Consider the following 18,086-nt stretch of genomic DNA (forward strand, 5'->3'; position numbering starts at 1 on the left):
TGCGCTTCACTCACCAGCACAAGCGGTGGCTGCGAACGATGTATGTGGGTGCTCTTACCCTGGACATCCTGCTCGGCGACGTCCACTCGCTGAAGCAGAAGCGCTCCGTCGTGCGTCCCCTGGTCGCCGAGGTGCAACGACGCTTTCCCGCCGTGGCCGTGGCCGAGACCGGCCATCTCGACCTGCATCGGCGGGCGGAGGTCGGCATCGCGGTGGTCTCCGCCTCGGCGGGCAACTGCAAAGAGGTCATGGACGCCTGCGAGCGGCTGGTGGCGTTCCGGCCTGAGATCGAGCTGTTGTCGGCACGGCAGCGGCTCTACAACGACGAAGACTGATCGACTGCACGACGGACGTCGTGCGTGAGAGGGAGCGAACATGGTGGACGCAGCGCGAGCGCGCAAGCTCGCCGACCGCATCCAGCAGATCGTCGCCGAGATGCTGGAGCGGCGGATCAAGGACCCGCGCCTCGGCTTCGTCACCGTGACCGACACGCGCATCACCGCTGACCTGCGCGAGGCCACGGTCTTCTACACGGTGTTCGGCTCCGACGCCGAGCGCGCCGACAGCGCCGCGGCCCTGGAGAGCGCCACGGGCATCATCCGGTCCGAGGTGGGCAGGCAGACGGGCGTGCGGTTCACCCCGACGCTGACGTTCAAGCACGACCCGCTGCCCGACAGCGCGCGGCAGCTCGACACCCTCATCAACGCGGCCCGGGCGAAGGACGCCGAGGTGGCGCGCAGGGCCGAGGGAGCCTCCTACGCGGGCGAGGCCGACCCCTACAAGAAGGCCGACGAGGAGGAGGACGACCAGGCGGGACACCCGGCGCCGTGAGGCCCGACGTGCACGCTCGCACGGAGCCTTCCGAACGCGCGGAGGCTCCGGTCCGCACGGAGCCTCCTGATCGGAGTGGGCCTCCTGATCGGAGTGGATCTCCTGGCCGGGCCGTGCCTCCCGACCCGGGAGGGCTTTCCGCCTCGATGCCGCGTCCGGGCCTCGCGGCCCGCGCCGACCGCCTCGACCCTCCGCCCGTCCCGCCCGTCCCGCCCACGTCCGGCACCCGAACGGTCCCGGATGGGACGGCGTCCCCTCCGAGAGCCGGTACCGCCGCGGGCGGCAGTTCTCCGAACGGCACGGCGATGGACGATGGTTCGCCGCGCGGCACGACGGCGGGTGCTGGTTCGCCGGACGACACCGGCGCGGGCGGTGAACCGGCCGGCCCCACTGCGGCGGGCGGTGAATCGGCCGGCGCCACTGAGGTGGGTGGCGCATCGAGCGGCACCGAGGCGTTCGGTGGTGGATCGAGCGGCTCCGCGGCGGGCGGTGTCGTGGCGGGCGGCCGAGCTGTAGCGGGTGGTGGTCCGGCGAGTGGTGGAGACTCGCCGGACGGACATCCGCTGGGGGGAGACCCCGTGAGCGAAGGCGTCCCCGAGGCGACCTGGCAACGCGCGGTCGAGCTGATCGCCCGTGCGGACGAGGTCGCGCTGGCCTGCCACGTGTCGCCCGACGGCGACGCGCTCGGCTCGATGCTCGCGACCGCCTTCGTGCTGCGCTCGCTGGGCAAGCGGGTCGTCGCGTCGTTCGGCGACCGCACGTTCGAGGTGCCGCGCCTGCTCGGGTTCCTGCCCGGCCAGGAGATGCTGAGCCCGCCCCAGGACTACCCGGCCGCCCCCGAGCTCATGATCACCTTCGACTCGGCGTCGGCGAGCCGGCTCGGCCTGCTCGGCGCGAACGCCGCCGCCGCCCGCGAGCTCGTCGTGGTGGACCACCACCCCTCCTGCCAGGGGTTCGGCACGCTCGGCCTCGTCGCCCCCAAGGCCGCGGCCACGGCCATGATCGTCGAGCAGCTCATCTACCGCCTCGGCGGCGCCCTGGACCGTGACATCGCCACCTGCCTGTACGCGGGGCTGGTGACCGACACCGGCTCCTTCCGCCACTCCTCGACCTCGCCGGCCGCCCACGAGATGGCCGCCCGCCTGGTGGCCACCGGGCTGCGCACCGACGAGATCGCCCGCGAGCTGTGGGACCGGTCACCGTTCGGCTACCTCAAGGTGCTCGCCGCCGCCCTCGACCGGGTGACGCTGGAGGACGACCTGGTCTGGACGTACGTGAGCCGGGTGGACCGGGCGGCGTACGGCCTGCCGTACAGCGAGCTGGAGGGCGTCATCGACATCGTGCGCCGCGCCGACGAGGCGGAGGTCGCCGTCGTCTGCAAGGAGGACGACGAGGGCGCCTGGCAGGTGTCCACCCGGTCAAAGGGCGCTGTCGACGTCGGGGCGGTGTGCACGGCGATGGGCGGCGGCGGCCACCACAACGCCGCAGGCTTCACCTCGCACGACGGTGTCGAGGAGACCATGGCGAGGTTCCGCGAACTCCTGAGGAAGGTCTGAGTGACTCCTCCGCTCCGCACGGGGAGCGGCTTCTCGCTAAGCCGCTCGCGCGGCATCGCGAAGGGCAAGCCCTGCCCTCAGGATGTTGGTCGCCGCGTTGACGTCGGCGTGCGCGACATGTCCGCACGCCGTGCATCGGAACACGGCCTGGGTGAGGCGGTTCTCCTTCGCGCGGTGCCCGCATGGGGCACAGGTGCGGGAGGTGTTGGCGGGGTTCACCGCGATCAGCTCTCGACCGGCGCTTTCAGCCTTGTGCGACAGGATCGTCAGGAACACCCCCCAACCCGCGTCGAGGATCGAACGGTTGAGGCCGGACTTGGCGGCGGCGCCGTTGGGCAGGTAGCCGCCGTGGCCGTCCGGCTGGGGGGTCGCGCGTCGGGTCATGTTGGTGACCTCGAGCGCTTCATGCACGATCACGTCGTAGGTGCGGATGAGGACGAGCGCGGCCTTGTGCGCGGCGTCCAGCCGCTGCCGCCGCACCTTGGCGTGCAGCGCGGACAGGCGGGCCGCGACCTTGCGGTGGCGCCTGGACCCGCGCGCAGCGCGGGCCAGTTCCCGCTGCGCCACCGCGAGGCGAGCGGCGGAGGCGGCGAGATGTCGCCGGTTCTCCAGACGATCGCCGTCGGAGGTGGTGGTCAGCGATGCCACGCCCATGTCGATCCCGGCCATCGCTCCCGTCGGGGGGAGTGTCTCGGCGGGCACATCGTCACACGACAGGACGACGAACCAGCGGTGGCCTGCACGTCTCACGCTGATCGTCTTCACGGTGCCGAGCACACGCCGGTGCTGGTGGACCCGCACGTGGCCGATGCCCTGCAGGCGGACGAACGTCATGGTCGGGTGGTGCGGCCCGGAGTCCCAACGGCAGCCGTCACCGTCCTTCTGCCAGGTGACCGTGTCGAACCGGCCCCGTCCCTTAAATCGGGGATAGCCGGGCTTGTGACCTGTCTTGACGCGGCGGAAGAACGCGGCGAACGCCTTGTCCAGGCGCCGCAGGGTGGCCTGCTGCGAGGAGAACGACCATCGGCCCTGGCCTTCGGGGTCGTCGGCCCGGATGTGCTTCAGCTCCGCCGACTGCTCGCCATAGCGCACGGTCGCGCCCGCCACGCGGTATGCCGTGCGGCGGTGCTCAAGCGCCGCGTTGTACAGCTGCCGGTGATCTTCCAGGCACTGCGCGAGCGCGATCTCCTGGTGGCGGGTGGGCCGCAGCGGGAACGTGAACGATCTACGCACGGCCGACCGCCTTGCCCGCACGCTCGGTGCGCACCCGGCGAGTCACTCGATCAGTATCACAGTGCCGCACATGTCATGCGTGACGAACGGAGATCTTCGATGTGCGGACCGGGCAGGTCACCACACGCCCGGGTATTCGCCGCCCTCCCGTTCTCGATTCCACCGGCCCTTCCAGGCGACGGTTCCCTCAGGAGGATTTGATGGCCGACAGTGGCCTGATCATCGTCGACAAGCCCGCCGACTGGACGTCGCACGACGTCGTGGCCCGGATGCGCCGCCTCGCGGGCACGCGCCGGGTCGGCCACGCGGGCACGCTCGACCCCATGGCGACGGGCGTGCTGGTGGTGGGCGTGGAGAAGGCCACCCGCCTGCTCGGCCACCTGGCGCTGACCGAGAAGGTCTACACGGCGACCATGCGGCTCGGCGTCTCGACCAACACCGACGACGCCGAGGGCGAGGTGACCGCCACGGCCTCGGCCGCCGGCGTCGCCGCGGCCGAGGTCCACAAGGGCGTCGCCGCGCTCACCGGCGCGATCATGCAGATCCCGCCGCAGGTCAGCGCGATCAAGGTGGACGGGCGGCGCGCCTACAAGCGGGCCCGCGCCGGCGAGGAGGTGGAGCTGGCCGCCCGCCCGGTCACCGTGTACGGATTCGAGGTGCTCGACGTGCGCGCCCACGACGACGTGGTGGACGTGGACGCCGTCGTCACCTGCTCCAGCGGCACCTACATCCGCGCCCTGGCCCGTGACCTGGGAGCCGGCCTCGGCGTCGGCGGCCACCTGACGCGGCTGCGCCGCACCCGGGTCGGCCCGTACGACCTGTCGATGGCGCGCACCCTGGACGAGCTGGCGGAGGAGTGCGTCGTGCTGCCCATCGGCGAGGCGGTCGCGGCGGCCTTCCCCCGGCGCGACGTGACGGCGGAGCAGGCCACCCTGGTACGGCACGGCGGGCGGCTGCCCGCGGCCGGGCTCGGCGCCGGGCCGATCGGCGTGTTCGGCCCGGAGGGCGAGTTGCTGGCGCTGGTGGAGGAGCAGGGCCGCACGGCCCGCCCCCTGGCGGTCTTCGCCTCCTAGGATCCGCTTCCCGGGAAGCCTCCTGAGGAGCAGAGCTGCTCAGGGCTTGCGGGCCACCATGAGGTCGCGCACGATGGCCTGGTCGACCCAGTGCTCGAAGTCGGGCAGGTCGGCCACCTCCAGCCCCGCCGAGGCGAGGATCGCGGCCAGCTCGTCCCGGCCGCCGCCGTAGGTGTTCCACGAGACGCCCAGCGCCCCGCCGGGACGCAGCAGCTCCGCCCACACCGGCACCGCCTTGGCGATCAGCTCCAGCGGGCTGCGCGACAGCCCCTTGCCGGCCCGCCCGCCGTGGCTGCCGTGCTGCACGCCGTACGGGGCGTCGGTCACGATCACGTCGAACGAGCGGGGCTTGAAGAACTCCCGGCCGCGCAGGGTGTCGGCGTTGACCACGGAGACGTGCTGCGTGTCGCCCGCCTTGTACGCCTCCTTCGACAGCGCGAACTCGACGTTGAGCCGCCGCCCGACCAGCGCCCGCTCGCGGCGCACCGGCACGGTCTCGGCCGTGTGCTTGAGCCGCTTGTTGCGCAGCCACGTCTTGATGAAGCCGGTGTACGCCTCGACGTCCTTGCCGTCCACGTCGATCCCGTAGGCGTCGTAGCCGTACATGAGCGCCTGGTTGAGCGTCGTGCCGCGCCCGCACATCGGGTCGAACACCGACAACTTGCCGCCGAGCGGAAAGTCGGAGGCCAGCACGGTCACGTTGAGCAGCAGCTTGGTGAAGTGCTCGTTGGTCTTGCCCGCGTACTTCAGGATCGTGACGAGGTCGCTGCTCAGCCGGTCGAGCGGCCGCATGTCCTGCGGGCGCAGCAGCTCGCCCTCGACCGCGAACAGGGCGTAGACGGAGGAGAGGTTGGACAGCAGGGCGACGTCGTCGCCGTCCAGCGGCCCGGGCGTCTCGAACGTGACGTAGGGCAGGCCGCCGATGCGCGTCTCGCCGATGTCGGTCACCGCGCCCTGGAGCGCCCGTTCGCTGAAGACGGCCAGCTCGGCCCGGGTCAGCCGGACGGAGCTCTCGCCGTAGACGCGGTTGTGGGAGGGCAGGATCAGGAGCGCGTATCGAGCCATGGTGCGACCGATGCTACCCCGCCTCGATCGCCCCTCGGTCGACCCCCGACCGCCCCCTCGATTGGAGTGGAGGCCCGGCCGCATGGCAGGCTTGGGGAGGAGTGATCCGCCACGAGCGAATGGGGCCGGTGTGCAGGGTTCGGAGAGGTCCGTGGTCGCGATCGGCGTCTTCGACGGGGTCCACCTCGGCCACCAGCGGGTGATCGAGCGGGCCGTCGCCGCCGCCCGCGAGCGGGGTGCCCGCTGTGTGGCCGTCACGTTCGAGCCGCACCCGGACGACGTCGTCGTGCCGGGCTCGCGGACGCCGCGGCTGACCACGCCGCGGCGCCGGGCGGAACTGCTGACCGCGCTGGGCGTGGACGAGGTGTGCGTGCTGGACTTCACGCTGGAGCTGTCGCGCACGAGCGCCGGCGACTTCGCCGAGTCCGTGCTGGCCGACCGGCTGCGCGCGGCGACGGTCGTCGTGGGCGAGGACTTCACGTTCGGTCACCGGGCGGCCGGTGACACCGACGCGCTGCGCGCGCTGGGGGACAAGCACGACTTCACGGTCGAGACCGTTCCGCTGCTCGCCGCGGTCTCCAGCGGCGGGATCCGGGAGCGGCTGGCGGCCGGCGACGTCGAGGGCGCCGGCGCGGCGCTGGGGCGCCCGCACCGGGTCGAGGGCGTGGTGGTGCGCGGCTACCAGCGCGGTCGCCAGCTCGGCTTCCCCACGGCCAACGTCGAGACGCCGCCGAACACCGCCATCCCGGCCGACGGGGTCTACGCGGGGTGGCTGGAGTGCGTGCCCGTCGCCAACCTGCCGGTCGTCTACGCGGGCGAGCGCTGGCCCGCCGCCATCTCGGTCGGCACCAACCCGACGTTCGAGGGCGTGCCGCGCACCGTCGAGGCGTACGCGCTCGACCGCGACGACCTGGAGCTGTACGGCGTGCACGTCGCGGTGGAGTTCGCCGCCCGGTTGCGCGGCAACACCCGGTTCGACTCGATCGAGGCGCTGATCGAGCAGATCAACGACGACGTCGCCGAGACCCGCCGCCTGACCTCCTGACGGGGCCGGAACGAGCACGGGGAGTCACGTCGGTACGCGAGGATGCCACGCTTGGTGGTACTCTTGCATGTCGGCTCTGTGACGGCGCCGCAGCGCGCTGCCCTGAAGGCCTTCGCTGCGGCGACTGTAGGCACGCACGGTTGCTCGCTTTCCTGTACGCCAGGCGTGCCCGTAGATTCGATAGGAGAGCCGTGTCCCTCGACACCGCTGCCAAGAAGACCATCATCACCGAGTACGCGACGGCCGAGGGCGACACCGGTTCGCCCGAGGTGCAGATCGCGCTGCTCAGCAAGCGCATCAGCGAGCTGACCGAGCACCTGAAGACGCACAAGCACGACCACCACAGCCGTCGTGGTCTGCTGCTGCTCGTCGGTCGCCGGCGCCGCCTGCTGAAGTACCTGCAGAAGGTCGACATCGCGCGTTACCGGTCGCTCATCGAGCGGCTCGGCCTGCGGCGATAGCATGAGAAGGGAGCGGCGTCCGCGTCGCTCCCTTCGCATATGCCGTGCGAAGCCGGTGTGTCGCCGCTGCGGCGGCGGGCATCTGGCATACAACTGAAGATCCGAGACACTACAGCCCCCGCGTCCGCTCAGCACCATGCGACCCGCGACGCCTGCGGGCCGGTCCTCGGTAGTGGCTTCCGGTAATCAAGACCGGGCGCTTCGATCGAAGACCGGCGCTGCACCTAACGAGGGTGCCGGTGAGAAAAGAGGGCGCGGGTGACCGACCAAAAGGAGGTCCCCCGTGGAGGGTGTCCACACCGCCGAAGCCGTCATTGACAACGGCACGTTCGGCTCGCGCACGATCCGGTTCGAGACCGGGCGCCTCGCGCGTCAGGCGGCGGGTTCGGCCGTCGCGTATCTCGACAACGACACGATGGTGCTGTCCGCGACCACCGCGTCCAGGCAGCCCAAGGAGAACCTCGACTTCTTCCCCCTCACGGTGGACGTCGAGGAGCGCATGTACGCCGCGGGCCGCATCCCCGGCTCGTTCTTCCGGCGTGAGGGCCGTCCCTCCGAGGACGCCATCCTCACCTGCCGCCTGATCGACCGGCCGCTGCGCCCGTCGTTCGTCAAGGGCCTGCGCAACGAGGTCCAGGTCGTCGCCACCGTCATGGCGCTCAACCCCGACCACCTGTACGACGTGGTCGCCATCAACGCCGCGTCGCTGTCCACGCAGCTCGCCGGCCTGCCGTTCTCCGGCCCGATCGGCGGCGTGCGCGTCGCGCTGATCGACGGCCAGTGGGTGGCCTTCCCCACCCACACCGAGCTGGAGCGGGCCACGTTCGACATGGTCGTGGCCGGCCGGGTGCTGGCCGACGGCGACGTCGCCATCATGATGGTCGAGGCCGAGTCCACCAAGGACACGCTGAAGCTGGTCGCCGACGGCGCCGTCGCCCCGACCGAGGAGACGGTCGCGCAGGGCCTGGAGGCCGCCAAGCCGTTCATCAAGGTGCTGTGCGAGGCGCAGGCGCGCATCGCGCAGGTCGCCGCGAAGGAGACCCAGGAGTACGCGGTCTTCCTCGACTACCAGGAGGACGTCTACGCCGCGGTCGAGAACGCGGTGAAGACCGAGCTGGCCGCCGCGCTGACCATCGCCGGCAAGCAGGAGCGCGAGACCGAGCTGGAGAAGGTCAAGGCGCTGGCCGGCGAGAAGCTGCTGCCCGAGTTCGAGGGGCGCGAGAAGGAGATCAGCGCCGCCTTCCGCTCGGTGATGAAGAAGCTCATGCGCGAGCGGGTCATCAACGAGGGCGTCCGCATCGACGGCCGCGGCACCAAGGACATCCGGGCCCTGTCGGCCGAGGTCCACGTGGTGCCCCGGGTGCACGGCTCGGCCCTGTTCGAGCGCGGCGAGACCCAGATCATGGGTATTACGACGCTCAACATGCTGCGCATGGAGCAGGTCATCGACACGCTCAACCCCGAGCGGACCAAGCGCTACATGCACAACTACAACTTCCCGCCCTACTCCACCGGTGAGACCGGCCGGGTGGGCTCGCCCAAGCGGCGCGAGATCGGCCACGGCGCGCTGGCCGAGCGGGCGCTGATCCCGGTCCTGCCCACGCGCGAGGAGTTCCCGTACGCGATCCGGCAGGTGTCCGAGGCTCTCGGCTCCAACGGCTCCACCTCGATGGGCTCGGTCTGCGCCTCCACGATGGCGCTGCTGGACGCGGGTGTGCCGCTGAAGGAGATGGTCGCGGGCATCGCGATGGGCCTGATCGGCGAGGGCGACACCTACGTGACGCTGACCGACATCCTCGGCGCCGAGGACGCCATGGGCGACATGGACTTCAAGGTCGCCGGCACCAAGGACGTCATCACCGCGCTCCAGCTCGACACCAAGCTCGACGGCATCCCGGCCTCGGTGCTGGCCGCCGCGCTGAAGCAGGCCAAGGGCGCGCGCCTGGCGATCCTCGAGGTGATGCAGGAGGCGATCGACTCCCCGGCGGAGATGAACCCGACCGCGCCGCGCATCATCACCATCAAGGTCCCGGTCGACAAGATCGGCGAGGTCATCGGCCCGAAGGGCAAGATGATCAACCAGATCCAGGACGACACGGGCGCCGAGATCACCATCGAGGACGACGGCACGATCTACATCGGCGCCACCGACGGCCCGGCCGCCGAGGCGGCCCGTTCGGCGATCAACGCCATCGCCAACCCGCACATGCCCGAGGTGGGCGAGCGCTACCTGGGCACGGTCGTCAAGATCGCCGCCTTCGGCGCGTTCGTCTCGCTCATGCCGGGCAAGGACGGCCTGCTGCACGTCTCGCAGATCCGCAAGCTGCACGGCGGCAAGCGCATCGAGAACGTCGAGGACGTCATGAGCGTCGGCGAGAAGATCCAGGTGGAGATCGCCGAGATCGACCAGCGCGGCAAGCTCTCCCTGGTGCCCGTCGAGGTCATCGAGAAGGAGGCCGCGGAGAAGGAGGCCAAGGGCACGGCCGACGGCGAGCAGGCCCCGGCCGACGAGGCTCCGGCCGCCGACGACAAGCCCCGTGAGGAGCGGCCCCGCCGCACCCGCACGCGGGTGCGCGCCCCCCGCAACGACGCCGACGACCGCAACTCGTGACCCTCACCACCACGCTGCACCCCGGCCGCGAAGGGGCCGGGGTGGTCAGGCGGACCGTGCTCCCCGGCGGACTGCGCGTGGTGACCGAGACCATGCCGACCGTGCGCAGCGTCGCGGTCGGCATGTGGGTCGGCATCGGTTCCCGGGACGAGGCCTCCGAGCACATGGGGGCCACCCACTTCCTCGAACACCTGCTGTTCAAGGGCACCCCCACGCGTGACGCGATGGAGATCTCGGCCTCCATCGAGGGGATCGGCGGTGAGATCAACGCCTTCACCGCCAAGGAGTACACCTGCTACTACGCGCGGGTGCTCGACGAGGACCTCGCCGTGGCGGTCGACGTGCTCGCCGACGTGGTGACCAGCTCGCTGATCACCGAGGACGACGTGGAGTCGGAGCGGGGCGTGATCCTGGAGGAGATCGCCATGCACGACGACGACCCGTCCGACGTCGTGCACGAGCAGTTCGCGGCGGCGCTGTACGGCGACTCGCCGATCGGGCGGCCCATCCTCGGCACGGTCGACTCGATCAACGCGCTCGGCCGTGACGGCATCGCCGAGTACTACGGCCGTTACTACGAGCCGCGCCGCACGGTCGTCTCGGTCGCCGGCAACGTCCGGCACGAGGAGGTCGTGGAGCTGGTCGCGCGGGCGTACGAGCGGGCGGGCGCCCTCGGCGGCCCCCTCGACTGCGATCCGCCGCGCACGAGCGGCCCGGGCGCCGCGACCCATTCCGCGGTCACCGTGCTCGACCGTCCGACCGAGCAGGCCAACCTGGTGCTCGGCACCACGGGCATGGCCCGCACCGACGACCGGCGCTTCGCGCTCGGCGTGCTCAACGCCGCGCTCGGCGGCGGCATGTCGTCCCGGCTCTTCCAGGAGATCCGGGAGAAGCGCGGCCTGGCCTACTCCGCCTACAGCTACACCTCGGCCTACGCCGACACCGGGCAGTTCGGCATCTACGTCGGCTGCCTCCCGTCCAAGATCGACGATGTGCTGAAGATCTGCCGGGACGAGGTGGCCCGCGTGGTCTCCGACGGGCTGAGCGCCGACGAGATCATGCGCGGCAAGGGCCAGATGCGCGGCGGGCTGGTCCTCGGCCTGGAGGACACCGGCTCGCGCATGTCGCGGATCGGCAAGAACGAGCTGGTCTACGACGAGCTGCTGTCGGTGGACGAGGTGCTGGCGCGCATCGACGCGGTCACGCCGGACGAGATCACCGAGGTGTCCGCCGACGTCCTGACCCGGCCGCTCACGCTCGCCGTGATCGGCCCGTACGGTGACAAGGACTTCTCCTTCGCCATCGCGTGACGACGCCGGCCCGAGATCGCGCGTGCCTGTGGCACCTGTGCCACGGCACGCGCGTGACGGCTGCGCGCGGGTCCTCCTGTGGCCCGCGCGGACGCGCCGTATAGGGTTGAGCGTGTGATCAAGGTAGGTGTGCTCGGCGCCCGCGGTCGTGTCGGCGTCGAGGTGTGCAAGGCGGTCGAGGCGGCTCCCGACATGGAGCTGGCGGCCGCGCTCGACAAGGACGACGCCGTCGAGGGCCTGCGGGGCGCCGAGGTGGTGGTCGACTTCACCCATCCCGACGTGGTCATGGGCAACCTGGAGTGGGCGATCGCGCACGGGATCCACCCGGTGGTCGGCACCACCGGTTTCGACGCCGCGCGGCTCGACACCGTGCGCGGCTGGCTGGCGGCCTCGCCGGGCACCAGCGCCCTGATCGCGCCCAACTTCGGCATCGCCGCCGTGCTGATGATGCACTTCGCGCAGCAGGCCGCCCGCCACTTCGAGTCGGTCGAGATCGTCGAGCTGCACCATCCGAACAAGGCCGACGCCCCCTCCGGCACCGCCCGCCGTACCGCGGAGCTGGTGTCCGAGGCGCGGGCCAAGGCCGGGCTGGGCGCCATGCCCGACGCCACCAGCACCGAGCTCGACGGGGCGCGCGGCGCCGACGTGGGCGGCGTCCACGTCCACGCCGTACGACTGGCGGGGCTCATCGCGCACCAGGAGGTGCTGCTCGGCGGCGACGGCGAGATCCTCACGATCCGGCACGACACGATGAGCCGGTCCGCGTTCACCCCGGGCGTGCTGCTCGGCGTGCGGCGGGTGCGGGAGCTGCCCGGCCTGACCGTGGGCCTGGAACCGCTGCTCGACCTCTGAGGTCGAGCGTTCCCCAGACACGGCGTGCCCACCGCCTGCGAACAGGCGAGTGGGCACGGGGTGCGGAAGGGGTCTCGGCGCCGCACCGCCGAGCCACACGCTCTGAACCCTAATACAGAGGCGCCGTCGGGCCCGAACATGAGACCGTGTCGCCATGGTGCGATGGGCCGAAGCCGGGGAACTGCCCGGCCTGGCGGCGATAGAGCTGGCCGCCGACACGATGTTCGAGCAGGTGGGGATCACGTTCCCGCCGGGGACCACGCAGATCGAGGAGGTCGAGGACACCTCCGTGGTGCTGGTCGAGGGCGACCCTCCGCACGGGTTCGCGCTCATGGGCCAGGTGGACGGCAACCTGCACCTGGAGCAGCTCGCCGTACACCCCTCGCACATGCGGCGCGGCATCGGCGGGCGGCTGGTCGCGGCGGTGCGCGACCACGCGCTGGCCTGCGGCGTGCCGGCGGTGACGCTGACGACGTTCCGTGACGTGCCGTGGAACGCTCCCTGGTACGAACGCCACGGGTTCGCCGTGCTGCCCGAGGGGGAGTGGGGGCCCGAGCTGCGGGCGCTGGTGCAGCACGAGCGCGAGCTGGGCATCGAGGTGGCGCCGCGGGTCGTCATGAGCGCCGCCGTCCGCTGACGCCGCCCAGCCGTTCACTGACGTCGCCCAGCCGTCCGCTGAAGCGTCAGTGCTGCCGCAGCCGCGCCGCTCCCCAGAGGCGGGCGGCCACCACCGCCAGACCGGCGACCGCGGCCGTCACCAGCCACACCATGAACGTCGGGTAGAGGTAGGCGAGCTGGATCCACATGGCGTCGCGGCCGTGGGCCAGCACGCGGTGGATCGGGGCGAGCGTCGCACACAGCCCGACCGGCACCAGGTACGGCGCCAGCCGCCACAACCGCCGGCGGGTGAGGCGCGCGGCCCACCGCCGGGCACGGACGGCGCCCAGGACGGCCAGCCCGGCGGTCACCGGGGTCAGCAGCGCGAAGACCAGGTCGGTGAGGAACGTGGGGTTGCCGGGCGGCGGCTCCGGGGTGCCGCCCTCGATGAGGGCGACCAGCCCTTTCATGAGGGTGTGCGCGTCGGAGAAGGCCATGCCGGTGTTGGCCATCACGGCGACGCCGTAGCCGGAGCCGGGGATCAGCAGCTCGTGGGCGGTGGAGGTGAACAGGTCGCCGCCGTGCTCCAGCACGGGGGTGCCGCGCTCGGTCCTGCCGACCATCCAGCCGAGGGCGTAGTCCTCGCTCCGCGGGGAGGGGGTGCGCATCTCCTCGACGCTCCGCGGCGACAGGATGCCGGTGTTCTGCGCGATCAGCCACCTGGCCATGTCGCCGGCGGTGCTGACGACACCTCCGGAGCCGTTGCCGAACCCGGGAGGCTCCGGCAGGGCGACGGCCCGGCCGAGGATGTACAGGTGGCCGCGGGCGCTCGCGGGCAGGTCGCGGTCGGTGTCGATCGTCGTGCTGTGGCGCATGCCGAGGGGCCCGAAGACGTACGTGCCGAGGTAGGCGGCGAACGGCCGGCCGCTGACCACCTCGACGAGCCGCGCGGCGACCTGGTAGTTGGTGTTGTGGTAGCTGAAGGCGGTCCCGGGCTCCGTGGCGAGCCGCGCCGTCCTCAGCCGCGCCACGGCGCCCTGGAGCGTGTCCGGCTGGGGCAGGCTCTTCTCGGGGAAGGCCGAGTCGGCCATGCCCGAGGTCTGGTTGAGGAGCTGCCGTACGGTGATCCTCGCGGCCCGCGGGTCCGCCATCGTGAACTCGGGCAGGTGGCGGCGCACCGGCTGGTCGAGGGCGACCTTCCCCTGCTCGGCGAGCTGCATGACGGCCAGGGCGGTGAAGGACTTGCTGACCGAGGCCATCGCCATGGGGGTGTCGGCCGTGACGGGCGCGCCGGTGGCGGTCCGGCCGTATCCGGCGACGTGCACGATCCGGTCCCCCTTGGTGATCGCCACCTCGACCCCCGGCAGTCCGGTGGCCGCGCGGTACTGCTCGACGTAGGCGTCGACCGACGCGGGGATCGACGTGGCGGGGGCCTGGGGGAGGAGGGCGAGGAGGATCGCGGCGAGCGTGGTTCTGAACACCCGCCGACGTTATGACTCCTCCCGGCCCGCCACCATTGCGGAATCCCTCCCTGTCCGTTACGGGAACCCGCCATGGACCCGCTGAGGGCGGTGGGCGCGCCCCCCGCCCTCGGGAGCGCGGAGGGAGTGGTCATAGCCTCGAAGACATGCGAGTCATCCAAGCGACCCGGCTGGGCGGCCCCGAGGTCCTCGCCCTGGCGGACATGCCCGACCCCGTGCCCGGTCCCGACCAGACCCTCGTGGACGTCGAGGCGGCCGGGATCAACTTCGCCGACATCAAGCGCATCGAGGGCAGCTACGGAGCGACCACGACCCCCTTCGTGCCCGGCTCCGAGGTGATCGGCCGGACCGCCGACGGGCGCCGTGTGATGGGCTTCGCCACGAACGCGTACGCCTCCAAGGCGCTCATCGGCGACCCCGTGGACGTGCCGGACGATCTGAAGCCCGGGCAGGCGCTGGCGCTGCTCGTCCAGGGCCTGTCGGCCTGGCACCTGCTCCGCACGGCGGCCCGGCTGAGCCCCGGCGAGACCGTCGTCGTCAACGCGGCGGCCGGCGGCGTCGGCCACCTCGCCGTGCAGCTCGCCCGCGAGTTCGGGGCGGGCCGCGTCATCGGCACCGCCTCCACCGCCGAGAAGCGGGACCTGGTCCTGGAGCTGGGCGCGGACGCGGCCGTGGACGGCGACGCCGACGGTTACGCCGAGCGGGTCGTCGAGGCCGGCCAGGGCCGCCCGGCCGACATCGTGCTCGACGCGGTCGGCGGACGGGTCTTCGAGGCCGCCCTCGACGCGCTCGCCCCGTTCGGCCGCCTGGTCACCTACGGATCCTCCGGCGGCGAACCTCTGCCCGCCGTGGACCCCGGGCTGCTGACCCAGCGCAACATCTCGGTGACCGGCTACTGGCTCGGCGGCTCCCTGCACCTGCCGGGCATGACGACACCGCTGCGCGAGCTCATGGAGCTCACCGCGATCGGCCGGCTGCGCCCCCTCGCCGGAGGCGAATACCCCCTCGCGGACGCCCGCCGGGCCCTGGAGGACCTGGCCGGCCGCCGCACCACGGGCAAGCTCGTCCTGATCCCGTGACGGGCCCCGAAGGGACTCCCGCGAGTGGTCCCCTTCGGACTCCTGCGGCGGGCGCCGGGCGGAACAGGGTCACGTTCGCCGTCATGTGCGCGGGCATGTTCCTCGTGCTGCTCGACGTGACCATCGTCAACATCGCCCTGCCGTCCGTCGGCGCCCGGATGGGCGGCGGCCAGGTCGCCGACCTCCAGTGGGTGGTGGACGGCTACCAGCTCACGCTCGCCGGCCTCCTGCTCGCCGGCACGCCGGCGGTGATCAGCCGCCTCCATCCCGACCGGGAGAGCCGGGCGCGGGTGATCGGCGCCTGGGCCGCCATCGGCAGCCTCGCCCTGCCCACCGGGCCGCTCCTCGGGGGACGCTCGTCCAGTTCCTCGGCTGGCCCTGGGTGTTCTGGATCAACGTGCCGGCGATCGCGGTGATCATCCCGGTGATGCTCGTCGTGGTCGGGGAGAGCGAGCCGCTGGACCGCCCGCTCGACGTGCCGGGCTTCGGCGGCGGGGGGTTCGCGGTGGCCGAGCGGCGCGCCGAGCACCCGATGCTGCCGCCCGCGCTGCTGCGGCGCCGTCCCATCGCGGTCAGCACCGTCGCCGCCGCGGCCATGAACTTCGGGCTGAACGGCGTCATGCTGCTGTTCACGCTCTACCTGCAGATCGTCCGGCACCTCACGGCCGTCGTCGCCGGGGTGTCGCTGCTGCCGTTGTTCCTGCCCCTGGTGCTGCTGCCCGGTCATCGCCGCGGTGATGTACCTGGCGGTCATCGCCCTGACCCTGACCGCCCGCGCGAAGCCGGCGCCCGCGTAGCGCCGGTCCAAACCGCGGTTCAGAGGCTGACGGCCAGGCCGATCGAGAACAGCAGGCCGTACGCCATCTGCAGCTTGCCCGTCTGCTGGAGCACGCCGATCAGCGCCGGCCCCACCGCGCCGTGCAGCACCGTCTTGACCGGCATGACCGCCAGCGGCGCGGCCAGCACCGCGAGCGGCGCCAGCCAGGCGAGGGGGAACATCGCCACCGCCACCACGAACGGCGCGATCAGGCACACCGCGTACAGGGTGCGGGTGCGCTCGGCGCCCAGCACCACCGCGAGCGTGCGCTTGCCGACCGGCCCGTCGGTGTGGACGTCGCGCAGGTTGTTGACCACGAGCATCGAGCACGACAGCAACCCGACCGGGATCGAGGCGATCAGCGCCGCCCACGAGAGGTGCTCGGTCTGCACGTACGCCGTGCCCATCACCGGCACCAGACCGAAGAACACGAACACGGCCGCCTCGCCCAGCGCCCGGTAGCCGTACGGGCTCTTGCCGCCCGTGTAGAACCACGCGGCGGCGATGCAGGCGGCGCCCACGAGCAGGATCCACCACGCCCGGGTCGCGATCACGAGGATCAGCCCGAGCACCGCCGCGGCGGCGAAGCAGCCGAACGCGGCGGCGAGCACCTGCGGCGGCGTCGCGGCCCGCGAGCCGACGAGCCGCATCGGGCCCACCCGCTCGTCGTCCGTGCCGCGCACGCCGTCGCTGTAGTCGTTGGCGTAGTTGACGCCGATCTGCAGCAGCAGCGCCACGAGGAGGGCGAGGACCGCACGCCACCAGATCGGGTGGCCTTCACCGATCGCCACGCCGGTGCCGACCACGACGGGCACGACGGCGTTGGGGAGGGTGCGGGGACGCGCTCCGGCGATCCACTGGCCGGGGGTTGCCATATCTCTGGAGATCCCTTAGCTGATGTCGGTGGTGAGCCTGACCATGCGGATGGGGCGGCCCATGTCGAGAACGCGCTCGGCCATGTCCTCGCCCCAGCCGGCCGACTCCAGGAAGCCCAGCACCGCGTAGTTGTCGGCGAACACCCATGTGGCGATCTGCCGGTAACCGTCCTGGCGCAGGTGGTCGACCGTCGCGTTGAGCAGGCGGCTGCCGTGGCCGCGCCGTACGAAGTCGGGGTCCACCAGCAGCGTCAGCATCTCGGCCACCTCGGTCGGATCGAGATCCGGATCCTCGGCGGGGGCGTGCGAGGCCAGGCCCACCACACGCTCACCGCCCCGCGGGGTGGCGGGCACGCCGCTGCCTCCGACGCCCAGCGCGGGGAACCCCTCGGTGTCGAGAATGGTCTCCACCGCGACCAGCACCCGGTGCCTCGACGTGGGCGGGGCGACGATCGCCTCGTCCCACTGGCGCAGCCACATCTTCTCGGCCGCCGGGCCGGTCATCTGCTCCAAAGGGCCCTCGGGAAGGAAATCCCGATAGCCGTAGCGCCAGGCGCGGATCTGAACATTCGCCACCTGGAGCACATCCTCGCGCCGGGCCGCCCGGACGCCTACGTCTGCCATCTCGGCCCGCTCCTTCGCCTGCCGTTCATGCCACAAGGCACGAGTTACACCGTATCGGTGTTTGAGGCTTGGAGACGACGCGAACCCTGCTTCCTCGCCCGGTAGGCGCGCGTTTTGGTGCGGTTGCCGCAGACCCGCATGGAACACCACGAGCGAGATCGATTTTTCGAGACGTCGATGAACGCCCACTGACAGGTGATCTCCGAGCACACCTTGAGCCGGTCCCAGGAGGCGTCGGCGACCGCGCCGGCGATCACGGCGAGGGCGCCCCGGACCCCGGTGTCGACCGGCACGAGTCGGGGGAGAGGATCGACCACCAGACGCAGCGGCAACACCGGCAGCACCGTGTGAGGTGTCGTCTCCCGTCTCAGGGCCGCGCGTAACCCCTCGCGCAGGGCCAGCGCGGTGGCCAGGTCGTCGTCCGTGGCGCGGTCGAGAGGGCCCGCCAGGCCGCGCTCGCGCAGCCACAGCGCCAGCTCCGCCGGGCAGGCCAGCTCGTCCGTGCCGCACTCCACGTCCAGGGTGTTCACGAAGTCGCGCACGAGCTCCGCGGGTGCCGGCATGCTCTTACTGTAC

Annotated in this window: 18 protein-coding genes; 12 read left to right on the plus strand and 6 right to left on the minus strand. The window is 71.8% G+C overall.

Annotated features, from left to right (window positions below; translation table 11 throughout):
* Positions 1-38: 38 nt before the first annotated feature.
* From HTZ77_RS36500 to HTZ77_RS36510, 3 genes are all read left to right on the plus strand, one after another.
* Positions 39-335 (plus strand): DUF503 domain-containing protein, encoded by a 297-nt coding sequence (locus HTZ77_RS36500; RefSeq protein WP_175594401.1) that lies wholly within the window; start codon positions 39-41, stop codon positions 333-335.
* Positions 336-375: 40 nt separating this feature from the next.
* A complete protein-coding gene (gene rbfA / locus HTZ77_RS36505) occupies positions 376-831 on the plus strand; it encodes a 30S ribosome-binding factor RbfA (protein ID WP_175594310.1) in 456 nt (151 codons plus the stop codon).
* A gap of 578 nt (positions 832-1,409) precedes the next feature.
* Positions 1,410-2,387, plus strand: coding sequence for a DHH family phosphoesterase (locus tag HTZ77_RS36510; RefSeq protein ID WP_328808981.1), 978 nt, complete (start codon positions 1,410-1,412; stop codon positions 2,385-2,387).
* Positions 2,388-2,423: 36 nt separating this feature from the next.
* On the opposite strand, the gene HTZ77_RS36515 is transcribed toward HTZ77_RS36510, so the two are convergent.
* Positions 2,424-3,641 carry an RNA-guided endonuclease InsQ/TnpB family protein gene (locus tag HTZ77_RS36515; protein ID WP_328808982.1) on the minus strand — a complete coding sequence of 406 codons (1,218 nt, stop codon included), beginning with the start codon at positions 3,639-3,641 and terminating at the stop codon, positions 2,424-2,426.
* Positions 3,642-3,820: 179 nt separating this feature from the next.
* Here HTZ77_RS36515 and truB point away from each other — a divergent pair, with 179 nt between their 5' ends.
* Positions 3,821-4,693 (plus strand): tRNA pseudouridine(55) synthase TruB, encoded by an 873-nt coding sequence (truB, locus tag HTZ77_RS36520; RefSeq protein WP_175594311.1) that lies wholly within the window; start codon positions 3,821-3,823, stop codon positions 4,691-4,693.
* A gap of 39 nt (positions 4,694-4,732) precedes the next feature.
* Here truB and HTZ77_RS36525 read toward each other — a convergent pair whose 3' ends face one another.
* Complete coding sequence (locus HTZ77_RS36525; RefSeq protein ID WP_175594312.1) at positions 4,733-5,758, minus strand: TRM11 family SAM-dependent methyltransferase; 1,026 nt, start codon at positions 5,756-5,758, stop codon at positions 4,733-4,735.
* A gap of 151 nt (positions 5,759-5,909) precedes the next feature.
* Between HTZ77_RS36525 and HTZ77_RS36530 the strand changes: the two genes are divergently transcribed.
* The 6 genes from HTZ77_RS36530 to HTZ77_RS36555 all read left to right on the plus strand — a co-directional run bounded on the left by HTZ77_RS36530 (position 5,910) and on the right by HTZ77_RS36555 (position 12,674).
* A complete protein-coding gene (locus HTZ77_RS36530; RefSeq protein ID WP_328808983.1) occupies positions 5,910-6,803 on the plus strand; it encodes a bifunctional riboflavin kinase/FAD synthetase in 894 nt (297 codons plus the stop codon).
* Between the two features lie 191 nt (positions 6,804-6,994).
* Positions 6,995-7,264, plus strand: a complete 270-nt coding sequence (gene rpsO / locus HTZ77_RS36535; protein ID WP_175594314.1) for a 30S ribosomal protein S15 — start codon at positions 6,995-6,997, stop codon at positions 7,262-7,264.
* 283 nt (positions 7,265-7,547) lie between these two features.
* Positions 7,548-9,875 carry a polyribonucleotide nucleotidyltransferase gene (locus HTZ77_RS36540; RefSeq protein WP_175594315.1) on the plus strand — a complete coding sequence of 776 codons (2,328 nt, stop codon included), beginning with the start codon at positions 7,548-7,550 and terminating at the stop codon, positions 9,873-9,875.
* Positions 9,872-11,185 (plus strand): M16 family metallopeptidase, encoded by a 1,314-nt coding sequence (locus HTZ77_RS36545; protein ID WP_175594316.1) that lies wholly within the window; start codon positions 9,872-9,874, stop codon positions 11,183-11,185. Before HTZ77_RS36540 ends, HTZ77_RS36545 begins: the two co-directional genes overlap by 4 nt.
* Positions 11,186-11,299: 114 nt before the next feature.
* A complete protein-coding gene (gene dapB, locus HTZ77_RS36550; protein WP_175594317.1) occupies positions 11,300-12,037 on the plus strand; it encodes a 4-hydroxy-tetrahydrodipicolinate reductase in 738 nt (245 codons plus the stop codon).
* Between the two features lie 154 nt (positions 12,038-12,191).
* Entirely contained in the window at positions 12,192-12,674 is a 483-nt protein-coding gene (locus tag HTZ77_RS36555) for a GNAT family N-acetyltransferase (protein WP_175594318.1), read from the plus strand.
* 46 nt (positions 12,675-12,720) lie between these two features.
* On the opposite strand, the gene HTZ77_RS36560 is transcribed toward HTZ77_RS36555, so the two are convergent.
* Positions 12,721-14,115, minus strand: coding sequence for a serine hydrolase domain-containing protein (locus HTZ77_RS36560; RefSeq protein WP_175594319.1), 1,395 nt, complete (start codon positions 14,113-14,115; stop codon positions 12,721-12,723).
* 146 nt (positions 14,116-14,261) lie between these two features.
* On the opposite strand from HTZ77_RS36560, the gene HTZ77_RS36565 reads away from it, so the two are divergent.
* Together HTZ77_RS36565 and HTZ77_RS45570 are read left to right on the plus strand one after the other, a co-directional pair.
* The gene (locus HTZ77_RS36565; RefSeq protein ID WP_175594320.1) at positions 14,262-15,194 is read left to right on the plus strand and encodes a quinone oxidoreductase family protein; all 933 of its coding nucleotides are present in this window, start codon (positions 14,262-14,264) and stop codon (positions 15,192-15,194) included.
* Between the two features lie 83 nt (positions 15,195-15,277).
* A complete protein-coding gene (locus HTZ77_RS45570) occupies positions 15,278-15,610 on the plus strand; it encodes a hypothetical protein (RefSeq protein ID WP_205304412.1) in 333 nt (110 codons plus the stop codon).
* 400 nt (positions 15,611-16,010) lie between these two features.
* On the opposite strand, the gene HTZ77_RS36575 is transcribed toward HTZ77_RS45570, so the two are convergent.
* From HTZ77_RS36575 to HTZ77_RS36585, 3 genes are read right to left on the minus strand one after another with little or no spacing between them, the layout of a single operon-like run.
* On the minus strand, positions 16,011-16,886 hold the full coding sequence (locus HTZ77_RS36575; RefSeq protein WP_175594321.1) for a 1,4-dihydroxy-2-naphthoate polyprenyltransferase: 876 nt from the start codon (positions 16,884-16,886) through the stop codon (positions 16,011-16,013).
* Between the two features lie 15 nt (positions 16,887-16,901).
* Positions 16,902-17,510 (minus strand): GNAT family N-acetyltransferase, encoded by a 609-nt coding sequence (locus HTZ77_RS36580; protein WP_175594322.1) that lies wholly within the window; start codon positions 17,508-17,510, stop codon positions 16,902-16,904.
* Positions 17,511-17,554: 44 nt separating this feature from the next.
* Positions 17,555-18,073: a CGNR zinc finger domain-containing protein gene (locus HTZ77_RS36585; RefSeq protein ID WP_175594323.1), complete on the minus strand. Its 519-nt coding sequence runs from the start codon at positions 18,071-18,073 to the stop codon at positions 17,555-17,557.
* Between the last annotated feature and the right edge of the window lie 13 nt (positions 18,074-18,086).

The organism is Nonomuraea montanisoli, from assembly GCF_013363975.1.
Taxonomy (GTDB): Bacteria; Actinomycetota; Actinomycetes; order Streptosporangiales; family Streptosporangiaceae; genus Nonomuraea; species Nonomuraea montanisoli.

What these genes read in the sequence shown, in the direction of transcription:
- HTZ77_RS36500 (WP_175594401.1), top strand. Translation starts at nt 39, where the DNA reads ATGTATGTGGGTGCTCTTACCCTGGACATCCTGCTCGGCGACGTCCAC.
- rbfA (WP_175594310.1), top strand. Translation starts at nt 376, where the DNA reads ATGGTGGACGCAGCGCGAGCGCGCAAGCTCGCCGACCGCATCCAGCAG.
- truB (WP_175594311.1), top strand. Translation starts at nt 3,821, where the DNA reads ATGGCCGACAGTGGCCTGATCATCGTCGACAAGCCCGCCGACTGGACG.
- HTZ77_RS36525 (WP_175594312.1), bottom strand. Translation starts at nt 5,758, where the DNA reads ATGGCTCGATACGCGCTCCTGATCCTGCCCTCCCACAACCGCGTCTAC.
- HTZ77_RS36555 (WP_175594318.1), top strand. Translation starts at nt 12,192, where the DNA reads ATGGTGCGATGGGCCGAAGCCGGGGAACTGCCCGGCCTGGCGGCGATA.
- HTZ77_RS36565 (WP_175594320.1), top strand. Translation starts at nt 14,262, where the DNA reads ATGCGAGTCATCCAAGCGACCCGGCTGGGCGGCCCCGAGGTCCTCGCC.
- HTZ77_RS45570 (WP_205304412.1), top strand. Translation starts at nt 15,278, where the DNA reads ATGTGCGCGGGCATGTTCCTCGTGCTGCTCGACGTGACCATCGTCAAC.
- HTZ77_RS36575 (WP_175594321.1), bottom strand. Translation starts at nt 16,886, where the DNA reads ATGGCAACCCCCGGCCAGTGGATCGCCGGAGCGCGTCCCCGCACCCTC.
- HTZ77_RS36580 (WP_175594322.1), bottom strand. Translation starts at nt 17,510, where the DNA reads ATGGCAGACGTAGGCGTCCGGGCGGCCCGGCGCGAGGATGTGCTCCAG.
- HTZ77_RS36585 (WP_175594323.1), bottom strand. Translation starts at nt 18,073, where the DNA reads ATGCCGGCACCCGCGGAGCTCGTGCGCGACTTCGTGAACACCCTGGAC.